This is a genomic window from Stenotrophomonas maltophilia group sp. RNC7 (assembly GCF_030910085.1).
Classification (GTDB): Bacteria; Pseudomonadota; Gammaproteobacteria; order Xanthomonadales; family Xanthomonadaceae; genus Stenotrophomonas; species Stenotrophomonas sepilia.
In genome coordinates, this window is the sequence record NZ_JAVFVN010000092.1 from 1 (window position 1) to 14,430 (window position 14,430).

Annotated in this window: 12 protein-coding genes; 4 read left to right on the forward strand and 8 right to left on the reverse strand. The window is 68.1% G+C overall.

Going from position 1 to position 14,430, the window contains the following annotated elements; genetic code table 11:
- Positions 1-240: 240 nt before the first annotated feature.
- Positions 241-576 carry a Rieske (2Fe-2S) protein gene (locus RCF13_RS00875; RefSeq protein WP_134968676.1) on the reverse strand — a complete coding sequence of 112 codons (336 nt, stop codon included), beginning with the start codon at positions 574-576 and terminating at the stop codon, positions 241-243.
- A 178-nt stretch (positions 577-754) separates the two neighbouring features.
- Here RCF13_RS00875 and RCF13_RS00880 point away from each other — a divergent pair, with 178 nt between their 5' ends.
- The 4 genes from RCF13_RS00880 (at position 755) to RCF13_RS00895 (ending at position 3,953) form a co-directional block, all read left to right on the forward strand.
- Entirely contained in the window at positions 755-1,036 is a 282-nt protein-coding gene (locus tag RCF13_RS00880) for a hypothetical protein (protein WP_005410817.1), read from the forward strand.
- 75 nt (positions 1,037-1,111) lie between these two features.
- Positions 1,112-1,828: a fumarylacetoacetate hydrolase family protein gene (locus RCF13_RS00885; protein WP_061479304.1), complete on the forward strand. Its 717-nt coding sequence runs from the start codon at positions 1,112-1,114 to the stop codon at positions 1,826-1,828.
- A gap of 54 nt (positions 1,829-1,882) precedes the next feature.
- Positions 1,883-2,287, forward strand: coding sequence for a large-conductance mechanosensitive channel protein MscL (gene mscL / locus RCF13_RS00890; protein WP_005418809.1), 405 nt, complete (start codon positions 1,883-1,885; stop codon positions 2,285-2,287).
- A gap of 244 nt (positions 2,288-2,531) precedes the next feature.
- Complete coding sequence (locus RCF13_RS00895) at positions 2,532-3,953, forward strand: M28 family peptidase (protein WP_061479305.1); 1,422 nt, start codon at positions 2,532-2,534, stop codon at positions 3,951-3,953.
- Between the two features lie 145 nt (positions 3,954-4,098).
- Here the strand turns inward: RCF13_RS00895 and RCF13_RS00900 are convergent, their stop codons facing one another.
- The 7 genes from RCF13_RS00900 to RCF13_RS00930 form a co-directional block, all read right to left on the reverse strand.
- Positions 4,099-4,932 (reverse strand): TrmH family RNA methyltransferase, encoded by an 834-nt coding sequence (locus RCF13_RS00900; protein ID WP_231352270.1) that lies wholly within the window; start codon positions 4,930-4,932, stop codon positions 4,099-4,101.
- Positions 4,933-6,441 (reverse strand): alanine/glycine:cation symporter family protein, encoded by a 1,509-nt coding sequence (locus RCF13_RS00905; RefSeq protein ID WP_061479307.1) that lies wholly within the window; start codon positions 6,439-6,441, stop codon positions 4,933-4,935. It abuts the gene before it with no gap.
- A gap of 176 nt (positions 6,442-6,617) precedes the next feature.
- Complete coding sequence (locus RCF13_RS00910; RefSeq protein WP_134968097.1) at positions 6,618-7,214, reverse strand: GNAT family N-acetyltransferase; 597 nt, start codon at positions 7,212-7,214, stop codon at positions 6,618-6,620.
- Positions 7,207-10,332: an efflux RND transporter permease subunit gene (locus tag RCF13_RS00915; RefSeq protein ID WP_005418827.1), complete on the reverse strand. Its 3,126-nt coding sequence runs from the start codon at positions 10,330-10,332 to the stop codon at positions 7,207-7,209. The genes RCF13_RS00910 and RCF13_RS00915 overlap by 8 nt, the downstream gene beginning before the upstream one ends.
- Positions 10,329-11,435, reverse strand: a complete 1,107-nt coding sequence (locus RCF13_RS00920; RefSeq protein ID WP_134968096.1) for an efflux RND transporter periplasmic adaptor subunit — start codon at positions 11,433-11,435, stop codon at positions 10,329-10,331. The genes RCF13_RS00915 and RCF13_RS00920 overlap by 4 nt, the downstream gene beginning before the upstream one ends.
- A 273-nt stretch (positions 11,436-11,708) precedes the next feature.
- The gene (locus RCF13_RS00925; RefSeq protein WP_231352271.1) at positions 11,709-13,772 is read right to left on the reverse strand and encodes a TonB-dependent copper receptor; all 2,064 of its coding nucleotides are present in this window, start codon (positions 13,770-13,772) and stop codon (positions 11,709-11,711) included.
- Positions 13,773-13,844: 72 nt separating this feature from the next.
- Complete coding sequence (locus tag RCF13_RS00930) at positions 13,845-14,276, reverse strand: DUF2946 domain-containing protein (RefSeq protein WP_061479312.1); 432 nt, start codon at positions 14,274-14,276, stop codon at positions 13,845-13,847.
- Positions 14,277-14,430: the final 154 nt, after the last annotated feature.

Genomic DNA, 14,430 nt, shown 5'->3' on the forward strand with positions numbered 1-14,430 from the left:
CCCCCCCCCCGGCGCCCCCCCCCCCGGCGGGGGCTCGGGGGGGGGGGGGGGGGGGGGGGGGGGGGGGGGGGGCGGGGCCCGCGCGCCCCGGCCCCCCCCGCCCGCCCCCCCCCCCCCCCCCCCCCCCCCCCCCCCCCCCCCCCACCCCGCCTTCCACAGTTACACGGGGCTGATGGTGGGTGCCGACGTTTGGTCGCCACGGCTTTTGTAGAGTCGAGCCGTGCTCGACTGCTTCCGGCCTCAAGCCAGGTAAACCTGCCCGTCGCGCACGTCCACCGGCACCGCACGCAGGCGGTCACCCTTGCACGGGCCTGCGATGCAGTCGCCGCTGTCCAGCGTGAACGAGGCGCCGTGCGCGGCGCATACCAGATGACCCTCGCGGCTCTTCAGGAACTGGCCCGGCGCCCAGTCCAGGCGGCGGCCGGCGTGCGGGCAGATGTTCAGGAACGCACGCACCTGCGCGCCGTCGCGGTACAGCAGCAGCGATTCGGCATCGCCATCGACCACCGCTTCGACCTCGGCAAACGCGCCATCGGCAATGGCATCAAGGGCGATCAGGGCAGCAGCGATAGTCATGGCGAAGGCTCGGACGGTAAACCGGAATTGTCGCATGCCTGCTCAGGTGACTGGCTGCGACATGAACACAAGTCATTGATCCGTAATAAGCACACGCTATATTTAACGAGTTTTTCACTCAATGACAGTGGCGCGTCCCGATACTTTGGTTTCGCTGATCCCAGCCTATCGAGCCGCCATGTTCAATCGCGCATCCGCCTTCAACCAGTTCCGCACCCTGTTCGCGCCGCGTAAGCCGCGTCACCCGCTGGTGCGCGTTGCCGTGGGCCTGCTCGGCCTGGCGATCCTGGCCGCGATGGTGTTCATCGGTGTGTTCGTTGGCGCGGCGATGATCCTGGTCGGCCTGGCGTGGAAGCTGCTGGCTTCGCGCAAGCCGGGCGTTGCGCGTCCGGTTGACCCGACCGTGGTCGAGGGCGAGTACCGCGTGGTGCGCAAGCCGGTGTTGCCGGCCTCGCGCTGATCCAGGCCTTCCGCGCCCGCTGACGGCGGGCGCCATGCGTTCTAGACTGCGGGCACGCCCTTCCTGGATGCCCGCATGTCCGATGTCTCCGATGTGATCCCTGCCGTAGCCCTGCCGCGTGTACCGGTAGCCGGTGGCGGCAGCTTCCCCGTGCACCGCATCTACTGCGTCGGCCGCAATTTCGCCGACCACGCCCGCGAAATGGGCGCGGCGGTGCCGGCGGCCGATGACCGCGGCCGCCCGATGTTCTTCAGCAAGCCGGCTGACGCCATCGTGGTCGGCCACGACGATGTCGTCCCCTATCCGCCGGCAACCGCCAACCTGCACCACGAAGTGGAACTGGTGGTGGCGATCGGCCGCGACGCGCCCGCAGGCGAGCTGGCCGTGGCCGACGCCGATGCGCTGGTCTATGGTTACGCCGTCGGCCTGGACCTGACCCGCCGCGACCTGCAGGCCGCGGCCAAGGACAAGGGCCACCCGTGGGACGCGGCCAAGGGCTTCGACGCCTCCGCGCCGATCAGCGAAATCGTCCACGCCGAGGAAGTCGGCGACCTGGCCGCGCTGAACCTGTCGCTGGAGGTCAACGGCGAAGTGCGCCAGCAGGCACTGCTCGACCAGATGATCTGGAACGTGCCGGAGATCCTGCATGAGCTGTCCAAGCTGTGGCAGCTGCGTGCCGGCGACCTGGTGTTCATGGGCACCCCGTCCGGGGTGGCTGCGCTGAAGCCCGGCGACCGTTTCAGTGCCCGCCTGGAAAACGTGGCCGAGCGCCACGGCGTGATCGCCGGCTGACATCACCTGCGCTACCCTGCGCGCTGTCCACTTCCCCACCGGAGAAAAACAACAATGGGAATGCTCACCGAGTTCAAGGAATTCGCCATGCGCGGCAACGTCATCGACCTCGCCGTCGGCGTGGTGATCGGCGCGGCCTTCGGCAAGATCGTGACGGCGCTGGTCGAGAAGATCATCATGCCGCCGCTGGGCTACCTGATCGGGCGCGTGGATTTCTCCAGCCTGGCCTGGACGTTGTCGCCAGCCCGGCTCGGACCGGATGGCAAGGAGATCCCGGCGGTGGTGGTTGGCTACGGCGACTTCATCAACACCGTCATCCAGTTCGTGATCGTGGCTTTCGCGATCTTCATCGTGGTCAAGGCGATCAACCGGCTGTCTCGCAAGAAGGAAGCTGCCCCGGCGGCGCCGGCCGAAGAAGTGGTGCTGCTGCGCGAGATCCGCGACAGCCTGAAGAAGTAAGGTATCGGGCGCCTATGGGCGCCCCTCCCACCTGTAGAGCCGAGCCCACGCTCGGCTGATCTGCAAAAGGCAGCCGAGCATTGGCTCGGCTCTACAGAAGCAGGCGAAAGCCCCGCCCCGGCGGGGCTTTCGCTTTGCCGGTCATGGCGGAAAACAGCGTTCGCGCCAGCCATGACCTCCCGCCCATGCGCCGGGCTGAACGACTGTTAAGCTCCAAGGCTTAGGTCCCTTCCCGGAGTTGTCCATGCGTCGCCGCGTCCTTGCCATCGCATCCTCCCTCGCCCTGCTGGCCGCCCCGGCCTTCGCGGCGCCGCACACCACTACCCTGCCCCCGGCGTCGCTGGCCACCGCCGCGCAGCTGCGCGACCAGGCGCTGGCCGATGACACCGGCTGGAAGGTGGTCGAGTCGCTCACCACCGAGATCGGCCCGCGCATTGCCGGCGGCGAAGCCGATGCCCGTGCCGTGGCCTGGGCCGAAGCCAAGTTCAAGGCCCTGGGCTTCGACAAGGTGTGGAAGGAGCCGGTGACATTCCCGAAGTGGGAGCGGCGCAGTGAACACGCCGCCGTGACCGGCAAGAATCCGCAGCCGCTGCAGATCACCGCACTGGGCGGCAGCCCGGGTGGCACCGTCGAAGCTGAAGTGGTGCGCTTCGCCGACCTGGCCGCGCTGCAGGCCGCACCGGCGGGTTCGCTGAAGGGCAAGATCGCCTTCGTCGATTACCAGATGCTGCCGTTCCGCGATGGCCGCGATTACGGCCGCGGCGGTGCGATCCGCAGCAAGGGGCCGTCCGAAGCGATCCGCAAGGGCGCGGTCGGTTTCCTGATGCGCTCGGCCGGTACCGACTCGCATCGCGTGCCCCACACCGGCATTACCCGTTTCGATGAGGGCCTGACCCCAGTGCCGTCGGCCGCGCTGTCGGTGCCCGATGCCGACCAGCTGGCCCGCCTGCTGGCGCGTGGCAGCACCACGGTGAAGGTGGCACTGGATTGCGGTTGGGACGGCACCGCCACCTCCTACAACGTGATCGGCGAGATCACCGGCCGCAGCCTGCCGAAGGAAGTGGTGGTGATCGGTGGTCACCTGGATTCGTGGGACCTGGGCACCGGCGCGGTGGATGACGGCGCGGGCGTGGGCATCACCATGGCCGCCGGCCACCTGATCGGCCAGCTCAAGCAGGCACCGAAGCGCACCATCCGCGTAGTCGCCTTCGCCAACGAGGAACAGGGCCTGTATGGCGGCAAGGCCTACGCCGAAGCGCACGCGAAGGACGTGGCCCTGCACCAGCTGGCCGCCGAGAGCGACTTCGGCGCGGGCCGCATCTACGCCTTCAATACCGGTTCGCCGAATCCGGAAGGCTCACGCGAAGCGACGAAGCAGATTGCCGAAGTGATGAAGCCGCTGGGCATCGAGTACCAGGCCGACAAGGGTGGCCCGGGCCCGGACGTCGGCCCACTGGCAGCCAAGGGTGGTGCGTGGGCGTGGCTGGCGCAGGATGGCTCGGATTACTTCCACCTGCACCACACCGCCGACGACACGCTGGACAAGATCGATCCGAAGGCCCTGGCGCAGAACGTGGCCGCTTACACCGTGTTCGCGTATCTGGCGGCAGAAGCGGATGGCAGCTTCGGCAGCGAGGCCAAGGCGACCACGCCGCCGAACGAATGATGCTGTAGCGTCGGGCCATGCTCGGCGAGCGCAGCGGCAGGAGCGGTGCGAACCAAGGTTCGCACCCACCACGGCGGGTTCTGGACCGGAATCCGGCAGCGTCAGAGTCCTCGCGGGGCGAGGGCTCTGACCCCGCCCAAAGGGTTCAATCGCGGCGACTGGCCCATTGCGCCAGCAGTACCGCCGTGGCCGAGGCCACATTCAGGCTCTCCACGGCGCCGCTGCCGGGAATCGAGACCTGCAGGTCGCACGCACCCGCCAGGCTGCGGTCCATGCCCTCGCCTTCGGCGCCCATCACGTACACCAGCCGCTCCGGCAGGGACGCGCGGAACACGTCATCCCCGCCCTCGACCAGGGTCGCGGCCAGGCCGAAACCGGCTGCGCGCAGTTGCGCCATTGCCTGAGCGGTCTCCGGCAGCTGCACCAGCGGCACCGCTTCGGCACCGCCTTCGGCCACGCGCGCGGCGGCGCCGGACAGGGCCAGCGTGCTGCCGGCCGGCAACAGCAGCGCCTTGGCACCGAAATGCGCGGCCGAGCGCAGGATCGCGCCGAGGTTGTGCGGGTTGCCCACACCATCCAGCCACAGCGCCAGCGCCGGGCCGTCACCGACCTGCTGCAGCCACTGCGCCAGCGGCAGTGCCGGGGCGCGCAGCATGTCGGCCACCACGCCTTCGTGGTGGGTGGTGCCGGCCAGCTTGTTCAGATCGCCATCCTCGACCACGCGGTAGCCCACGCGGTTGGCCACGCACCACTTCAACAGCGGCTGCAGGCGCGGAATGCGTGCTTCCAGCAGGTACAGCTTGCGCAGCGCCTGCGGTCGCGCTTCGAACGCAGCCAGCACGGCATTCAGGCCGTACAGACGCAGCTCATCGCTGCCACCGCGCCCACCACCGCCCGTTGCCGGCACCTCCGGGCGCGGCAACGGCGTTGCGCGCGGCGGACGGGCGGACGGGCGGCGGTTGTTCCAAGGGTTGTTCACTTACACACTCTCCTGCTTGCGCTGGCGCCAGAAATCGGCGTTCTTGATGCCCAGGGCATCAGGGTCGAACACCGGATCCAGGCCCAGCTTCTTCTGTCGTTCGTAGTCACGCAGGGCCAGCATCGCCGGCTTCTGGATGATGAGGATGGCGATGATGTTCAGCCAGGCCATCAGGCCGACGCCGATGTCGCCCAGCGCCCAGGCCAGGGTGGCATTGTGGAACGCGCCGAACACCACCATGCCGATGATGCCCAGGCGCAGCAGCAGCACGGTCAGCGGCCGCTTCCTGTTGTGGTTGACATAGCTGAGGTTGGTCTCGGCCATGTAGTAGTACGCCATGATGGTGGTGAAGGCGAAGAAGAAGATGGCCACCGATACGAACGCCGAACCCCAGCCCGGCAGCACCGCTTCCACGCCGGCCTGCGCGTAACCGGCGCCTTCCGGAATGCCGGCCAGGCCCTGGAAGATCGGCGCGGCGCCCTCCACCGGCGAGTACACGTTGTAGGTGCCGCTGGCCAGGATCAGGAACGCGGTGGCGGTGCACACCATCATGGTGTCGAAGTAGATCGCGAAGGCCTGCACGTAACCCTGCTTGGCCGGGTGCGAGACTTCCGAGGCGGCCGCAGCGTGCGGGCCCGAGCCCTGGCCGGCTTCGTTCGCGTAGATGCCGCGCTTGATGCCCCACTCCACCGCCAGGCCCATCATGGCGCCGAATGCGGCATGCGTACCGAAGGCACTCTTGAAGATGATGCCGAACATTTCCGGCACGCGGTCGTAGTTGATGATCATGATGATGATGGCCATCAGGATGAAACCGGCGGCCATGAACGGCACCACCACTTCGGCGAAGTTGGCGATGCGCTTGACGCCACCGAAGATGACCACGCCCAGCAGCAGCGCCACCACGATGCCGATCCCCAGCTTCAGCGCCTGCACCGATTCCATGCCGAAAGCCTGGCCATCGAGCGGACCGCACAGCGCGGTGCCACGGCAGGCGTTGATGATGCTGTCGGCGATGGCGTTGGCCTGCACGCCCGGCATCAGGAAGCCTGCGGCGATGATCGTGGCGACGGCGAAGGCCAGCGCATACCACTTCAGGCCCATGGCCTTTTCGATGTAGTACGCCGGGCCACCGCGGTAGCGGCCTTCGGCGTCCTTGGTCTTGTAGATCTGCGCCAGGGTGCATTCGACGTACGAGGTGGATGCGCCAAGGAAGCCCATCACCCACATCCAGAAGATCGCACCGGGACCGCCGAAGGCGATGGCGGTGGCCACGCCAGCGATGTTGCCGATGCCCATGCGGCCGGCCATCGACATGGCCAGCGCCTGGAACGAGGACACACCGGCGTCGGATTTCTCACCCCTGACGGTGAGGCGGCACATCTCGAAGAAGCCACGGATCTGCATGAAGCGGGTGCGCAGGCTGAAGAACAGGCCGGCGCCCAGGCACACGAAGATCAATGCCTTGCTCCAGATGATGCTGTTGATGAAGTGTACGGTTGCTTCCACGCGCGCTCTCTCCAGTCGGCGGGTTGTAAGGACGTCCCGTCGGCTGGAGGGGACCGGTCGATTCTCCCTGATCGCAGGCCGCTGCGGTAGCGCTGTCTTGTAGAGCCGAGCCCATGCTCGGCCCCCCCGAGGGCAGCCGAGCATGGGCTCGGCGCTACAGCGGCCCGCCCGCGCGTTCAGGGCAGCTGCGTGCGCACCCGGGCGAAACGGCGCAGGTCGTGCAACACGCCGCGCTTGTAGACCGCGCAACGCTCCACGCCTTCTTCCTGGAAGCCGTTCTTCTCCAGCACCCGGGCCGAGCCGAGGTTGAAGTCGACCACGGTCGCCTGCAGCCTGAACAGGCGCAGCTCATCCATCACCCACGGGGCGAACAGGCCGACCACGCGGGTCATCAGGCCCTGCCCCCAATAGGCCCGGCCCAGCCAGTAACCCAGTTCGGCGGTATGCCCACGCTCGGCCACGCCCGGTTGGGCACCGACGCTGCCGCAGGCCTGGCCGTCGATCTCGATGGCCAGGTTCAGGGTGCCGGGAGCCAGCACGCGGCCGGCGAGGAAGGCCTCGCCATCCCCGCGCGTGTACGGGTAAGGGAAGCGGTCGCGCAGACCGCGCGATACCTCGGCGTCGTTGGCGTGGCGCAGCAGGGAGTCCAGGTCATCCGGGCGCCAGGGGCGCAGCTGGAAACCGTCACCCTGTAGTGGCGGGGTCAGAGCCCTTTCCGTTCCGGAAAGGGATCCGCCCCCTGGGCCGCCCCCGTCGGCGCGCGGGTCAGGCATGCCCGCCCACCGACGGCGATTCCGCTTCCTGCTTCTCCAGTTCGCGCTTCACCGCTTCCGGCGAACGAGTGTACGGCGCCAGCCGCGCGTAGAACGCCGGCACCACGAACAGCGACAGGAACGTCGAAAGAGTCACGCCGAAAATGATCACGATGCCGATCGTGCCACGGCTGGCCGAACCAGGACCACCGGCGACCACCAGCGGGATCGCGCCGACCACGGTGGCGATCGAGGTCATCAGGATCGGGCGCAGACGCACCATCGCCGACTCGATGATCGCCTCGCGCACGCTGCGCCCATCGTCGCGCAGCTGGTTGGCGAATTCGACGATGAGGATGCCGTTCTTCGCGGCAAGGCCGACCAGCATCACGATGCCGATCTGGCTGAACAGGTTCACCGTACCGCCACTCACCCACAACCCGACCAGCGCGCCGAGTACGCCCAGCGGCACGGTCAGCATGATGGTGAGCGGATGGATGAAGCTCTCGAACTGCGCGGCCAGCACCAGGTACACCACCAGCAGCGCCATCGCGAAGGTCAATAGCACCGCGCCGCCGGCGCTCTGGTACTCGCGCGATTCGCCCTTCCAGTTCACCTGTGCGTACTGCGGCAGCTCTTCCTGGGCTACGTTCTGTGCCCAGGCGATGGCCTCGCCCAGCGGATAGCCCGGCGCCAGGCCGGCACTGATGGTGATCGAGCGCAGTCGGTTGAAGCGGTTCAGGGTGCCGGCCTCGGCCACTTCACTCAGCGTGACCAGGTTGGACAGCGGCACCAGCTCGCCGGAGTTGGCGCGCACGCGGATCGCGGCCAGGTCGGCCGGGCTGGCGCGACCATCGCGACCGGCCTGCACCAGCACGTCGTACTCCTCGCCGTTGTCGACGAAGGTGGTGACGCGACGCGAGCCCATCATGGTTTCCAGCGCCGAACCGATCGCGGTGACCGGCACGCCGAGATCGGCCGCACGCTGGCGGTCAATGTTCACCCGCATCTGCGGCCGGGTTTCCTTGTAATCGGAATCGGGGCCGACCAGGCCGGGATTGTCGGCCATGCGCAGCAGGATGCGGTCGCGCCACTGCGCGATCTCGGCATATTCCGGGCCGCCCAGCACGATCTGGAACGGTTGGCCGCCGCTGCGCACCAGGCCACCACCCACCTGCGTGCGTACGCGCACGCCGCGGATGGTATCCAGTTCCTTCTGCAGTTCGTTGGCGACTTCGGGCGTACCCTCGCTGCGCTGGCGCCACGGCTGCAGGAAGATGCTGACGCGGCCGGTATGCATTTCCTCGCTGGCGCCCCAGCCGCCCGGCACGCGGGGGTTGGCACGCACGATCGGCTTGTCCGGGCCGACATGCGGTGCCAGCAGCGCTTCCACCTGCTGCACCTGCTGCACGGTGTAGTCGTAGCCGGCGCCTTCCGGGCCGTCGATCATGATCTGGAACGAACCACGGTCTTCGGCTGGCGCCAGTTCCGACGGCAGCAGCTTGAGCAGGCCCCAGCTGGCGGCCAGCGCAGCCACCATCACCAGCAGGTAGATCCAGGTGCGGTCGACATGGTGATCGAGCACTCGCCCATAGGCACCCGCAAGGCGTTCCAGGTTGCGGTTGATGAAGCCGTGCAGGCCTCGCGGGGCCTGCCCGGTATGCGGCTTGAGCAGCTTGGAAGCCATCATCGGCGTCAGTGTGAGCGCAACGAACGCGGACAACGCCACGGCAGCGGCCAGCGCCACGGCCAGTTCGCGGAACAGTCGCCCGGTGTTGCCCTCCAGGAAGCCGACCGGCAGGAACACCGCCACCAGCACGGCAGTGGTGGCGATCACCGCGAAGGCGACCTGCGCGGTGCCGCGCTTGGAGGCCACCAGCGGTGGCTCGCCCAGGTCGATGCGGCGCTGCACGTTTTCCACCACCACGATCGCATCGTCCACCACCAGGCCGATGCACAGCACCAGCGCCAGCAGGGTCAGCAGGTTGATCGAGAAGTCGAACGCATACAGCGCGATGAACGCCGCCACCAGGCAGACCGGCACCGTCACCGCCGGAATCAACGCGGCGCGGAAGCTGCCGAGGAACAGCCAGATCACCGCCAGCACCAGGATCATCGCTTCCACCAGGGTGGCGTAGACGCGGTCCACTGCAGCTTCGATGAAGGTGGTGTTGTCGAAGGCGACGAAGATCTGCGTGCCCTTGGGCAGGGTCAGCGCCACCCGCTCGGCCTCGGCGCGCGCCGTGCGTGCCACGTCCAGCGAGTTGGCGGTGGAGGTCTTGACGATGCCCAGGCCGATGCCGGGCTCGCCGTTGCTGCGGTAGTACGCGCGGCGTTCGGCCGAGGCCAGCTCGATCTTCGCCACGTCGCCCATGCGCACCACGTAGCCGTCGCGGCCCTTGCCCAGCGGGATGGTCGCGAAATCCTCGGGCTTGATGTAGTTGCGTTCCACGCGCAGGGTGAAATCGCGGTCGGTCGACTCGATGCGGCCGGCCGGCAGCTCCACGTTCTCGTTGCGCAGTGCGGTTTCCACGTCGCCGGTGGTCAGCCCACGCGCGGCCAGCTGGTCACGGTCCAGCCAGATCCGCATCGCATAGCGCTGGCGGCCGCCGATGCGGACCTGGGCCACGCCATCGAGGCTGGAGAAACGATCAACCACGTAGCGGTCGGCGTAGTCGCTCAGCTCCAGCGTGTCCATGGTCGAGGACACCATGTTGAACCAGATGATCGGGTCGGCATCGCTCTCGACCTTGGCAATCTCTGGTGGCCGCGCCTCTTCCGGCATGCGGTCGGCGACACGGCTGACCGCATCGCGCACGTCGTTGGCCGCCGCTTCGATATCACGGTTGGAGGTGAACTCGATGCTGACCTGCGAGCGGCCGTTGGTGCTGCGCGCGTTGATCGTATCGATGCCTTCGATGCCGGCCAGCGCATCTTCCAGCACCTGGGTGATGCGGCTTTCGATGACCGCCGCCGACGCGCCGGTGTAGTCCACCGACACCGAGACGATCGGAGGGTCGATGGCGGGCAGCTCGCGCAGGGTCAGGCGGGTGAAGGACATCACGCCCAGCACCAGCAGCAACAGGCTCATCACGACGGCGAACACCGGCCGCTGGATGGAGATGTCGGACAGCTTCATCCGCCGTGGCCCTCGGCCGCGACCGGCGCCGGCGCGTCAGCTGGTTTGGCGCCGGAGGCCGGTGCGGCGTCCTTCGCAGCAACCTTCAGGCCCGGGCGCAGCTTGCCGGTGCCATCGACCACGATGCGCTGGCCCGCTTCCAGGCCCTGCCGGATCTCGACCACGCCGGCACGGCGCGCGCCGGTGGCCACGTCCACCCGCTCGACACTGTCGTCGGCCTTGATGCGGTACACGAAGGTATCGCGGCCAACCTGTACCACGGCGATTTCCGGGACCACCAGCGCCGGGCGCTCGGGGCGGAACAGGCGCACGTCCAGCAGCATGCCCGGGCGCAATGCATGGTCGCCATTGGCGAAATCGGCGCGCACGGTCACTGCACGGGTGGCCGGATCGATGCGCGCATCGATGGTGCTGACCACGCCCTCGAAGGTGCGGCCCGGCCAGGCCACGCTGGTGGCACTGACCTTGTCACCAACACCCAGCGCAGCCAGCTCCACTTCCGGCACCTGGAAATCGACATGCATGTGCTCGATGTCGTCGAGCGTGGTGATGACCGTGGTCGGGGTCAGCAGCGATCCCGGGCTGACCTGGCGGATGCCGAGCACACCGGCAAAGGGCGCGCGCACGCGTCGGTCACCAATGTCTGCCTGCATCTGCATCACGCGTGCCTCGGCGGCGTCGCGGATCGACTTCTGCGTATCCAGCGTGGCGCTGGAGACCAGACGCTGGGCGGCCAGTTCGCGCTGGCGCTTGTACAGCTGATCGGCTTCATGGAAGGTGGCCTGCGCCTGCACCAGTGCGGCTTCCTGGGCCTGCCCGCGCAGCGTCACGATCGGCGCACCGGCAGCAATGTGCTGGCCGCTCTCGAAGTGCACTTTCTCGACGATCTCGCTGACTTTGGCAGTGACGCTGATCGACTCGCGCGCCTTGGCCGTGCCCAGTGCCTGCAGGGTGTCGTTCCACTGCGTGGGCTGCACGACCTGCGCGGTGACCGGCACCGCTTCGCCCTGCCGACGTGCGGCGGCCTCCTGTTTGCCTGCGCACCCGGCCAGCACGGCCAGGCTGAGGCCGAGGGCCAGGGTCGAAGCGATACGAGCCAACATGAACGGTCCTGATTGATCCACGGCCGCCGAGTGTAGGCAAGTGCCCATAAAAGCGGTATGTGCCAAGCGTTTACCGGCGTGGAACCAAGGCTGCGATAGCGCCTTGAACCCGTTCCGTGCAAGGCTGCCGTGGGCAGTGTCGGCGTGTGTCGGGGTGTATCCAGTGGTGCACCACCGCGGCCGTCATCGTAGAGTCGAACCTGCCCGACCGAGGGCGTCGGGCGGGGACGGATCCTGGCGGGGATCCGGCCCCGTTTTTTTATCCTCGGCGGATCAATACCGGTAGTTCAACTTCATCCACACGCTGCGCCCCGGCTCGTTGAAGCGCACCGGGTCGGCCGGGAAGCCGAAGTCGGTGCTGCCGGCCAGGTTCAGGTGCTCGCTGTAGGCGCGGTCGAACAGGTTGTCGACGCCGGCGCTGAGCTGCAGCTGCGAACTGAAACGGTACGCCGCATTGAGCGCGAAGGTGGCAAATCCAGCGCTCGGCCCGAGGTCCTGCGCGACCACGTTGCCCTGTCCATCTGCGACACGATGCTGATGGGTCACCGCACGCAGCAGCGCACCGGCGCTCCAGCGCTGGCCCTCCCAGTTCGCACTCAGGCGCGCTTCCAGCGGCGGCATCTGCGGCAGCGGACGCCGCTGGTCGCGGTTCTCTCCCCAGGCATAGGCCAGCGTGCCGCCCAGCTTCCACTGCTCGGCCAGGCTCACTTCCAACCCGGCCTCGGCACCGGCAATGCGCGCCTCGACGTTGCTGGCCTGGCTCATGCCCATCATGCCGCTGCCGTGGTAGGTGAACAGGATGTAGTCCTGGATCTGCCCGGCATAGGCCGAGACCCAGGCCTGCACGCGCGGTCCCTTGTACTGCAGGCCGACGTCGAGCTGGGTGGTGCGCTCGGGCTGCACGCCGGTGAACGCGTTCACTGCACCGGCCGGGCCATGGTTGGGCGAGAACAGCTCCCAGTAGTCGGGCATGCGCTCACTGTGACCGAGCCCGGCGTACCAGGTCAGGCCATCGGCCAGGTCCTGCTCGTAGCGCAGGAAGCCACTGCCGAGCCACGCCTTGCGCTTCTCGCCGGCCGTTGGGTTGGGCCGGCTGCCCATCATTCCACGGATGGACTGCCGCTCATCACGCACGCTGGCGCGATCGATGCGCAGGCCGCTGATCCAGCGCTGGTCGGTGCCGGCGCCGAGGGTCAACTCGGTGAACACGCCATAGCGGCGGAAGTTGGCATCGGTCTCCCAGGCGGCCTGGCGGTAGGTGTCGCGGCCCATGCCCATGCGGCCACGATGGCGGCTGTCTTCGCCGTCCACACCCGCCACCAGTTGCACGTCCTGCCAGCCCCACTCGGAACTGACCCGGCCGCCCTGGGTACGGCGGTCCACGTTCGACGCCATCGGCATCGGCATCATGCTGTTGGGATTCGGCGTGCGCAGCGTGTAGTTGTCCATCACGTGGTCGGCCTCGTTGTAGTACACGTTGGCCTGCAGCGTGTCCCACGCACCGGGCAGGTTGCGCTTCTCGAAGCGCGCGGCATAACTGGTGCGTTCGAACGCAGCACCGTCCATGCCGCGCCCGGCGTAGCGCGCGATGGCATCGCCGGCACCGGCGGAGATTTCCAGCAGCGTGTCGGCATCCGGCGTCCAGCCGATGGCCACGTCACCGTTCCACTTGCGCCACTTCGATGGCACCACATCGCCGTGGCCGTCCTTGTAGTCATCGGCTTCGGAACGGTTGCCGCTGGCGCGCACATAGCCGGTCGGATTGCCCAGGGTCAGGTCCAGCACCTGGTCGTTGCGGTTGCGCGAACCGACCAGCGCGCTGGCATCGGCACGCAGGCCCGGTTCCTCGAAGCGCGGTGTATCGCGTTCGAAGCGCACGGTGCCGGCCGAGGCACCTGCCCCCCAGCGCACGCTCTGCGGGCCCTTGATGATGGTCAGCCGGTCGAAGCTCTCCGGTGCGATGTAGGACAGCGGGTTGTCCATGCGCGACGGGCAGGCACCGATCAGGTTGCCATCGTTGCTGAGGATGTTCAGGCGCGAACCGAACATGCCGCGCAGCACCGGGTCGCCGTTGGTGCCGCCATTGCGGATGGCGGAGAAGCCGGGGACGGTCTTCAGGTAATCGGCGCCGTCACTGGCCGGAACCGGCTGCCGTGGCAGGCGTGGATCGGTCACCCAGTGCAGTGGCGACGAAGGCGCGGCGGCGGTGACCACCAGCGTGTCGAGAGTGCGCGCCTCTTCGGCAGGCGCGGCGTGGACCAGCGTTGCAGCCACGGCCAGGCCAAGGGCAACCGGCAGGCGCGCGCAGGCGCCCGCGGGGCGGGAAGTCATTTTCATCGGAACAGCTCCAAAGTACGCACGCGCGCACGGCGCCCGGTCAGGCGTCGTGCGGCAGATTCGATAGGGACATCAGCGGACGATGGCGGGGCGCGGTGGCCCACGTGCGGCGTGCGCCGGCCAACGCAGTGCCGGCAGCACCTGTTGCGACCACGGGAATACCAGCCGCGGCCGCCACAGCAACGGCAACAGCAGCACCAGCACCGCCAGCCACGGCAGCAGGCGCATGGCCAGCACGCAGTATTCGCAGGCTTCGCCGTGCATGGCGTGGGGGTCGGCCGGGCGGTTGGGTGCTGCCTGCGAAGCGCCATGCGGGTCGTGCCCGGCCATGGTCATGTCGTGCATGTCATGTCCCATGGCCGCGTGGTCCATGCCTGCCATCGCCGCGTGGTCCATCGGCGGCGCCTGCAGCGCGCGGCTGACCAGTGGCGCAAGCACCATCAGCAGCGTCGCCAGGACGGCGAGCTGGAGCAGAAGGCGCTGCGGGCGGGACAGGCGGGTCACCGCGCCAGTGTAGAGGCAGGTCCAGGGTTGCCCTGTGCGACGAACCGTCGCAGGAGGGGGTTTATCGGCAGGGCTGCGCCCTGCACCCGCTGCGAGCTGGAGCAACAGCAACAGCCGAAGCAAAAGCGGGCTTCCTGTAGGTAGGCGGGGTGGG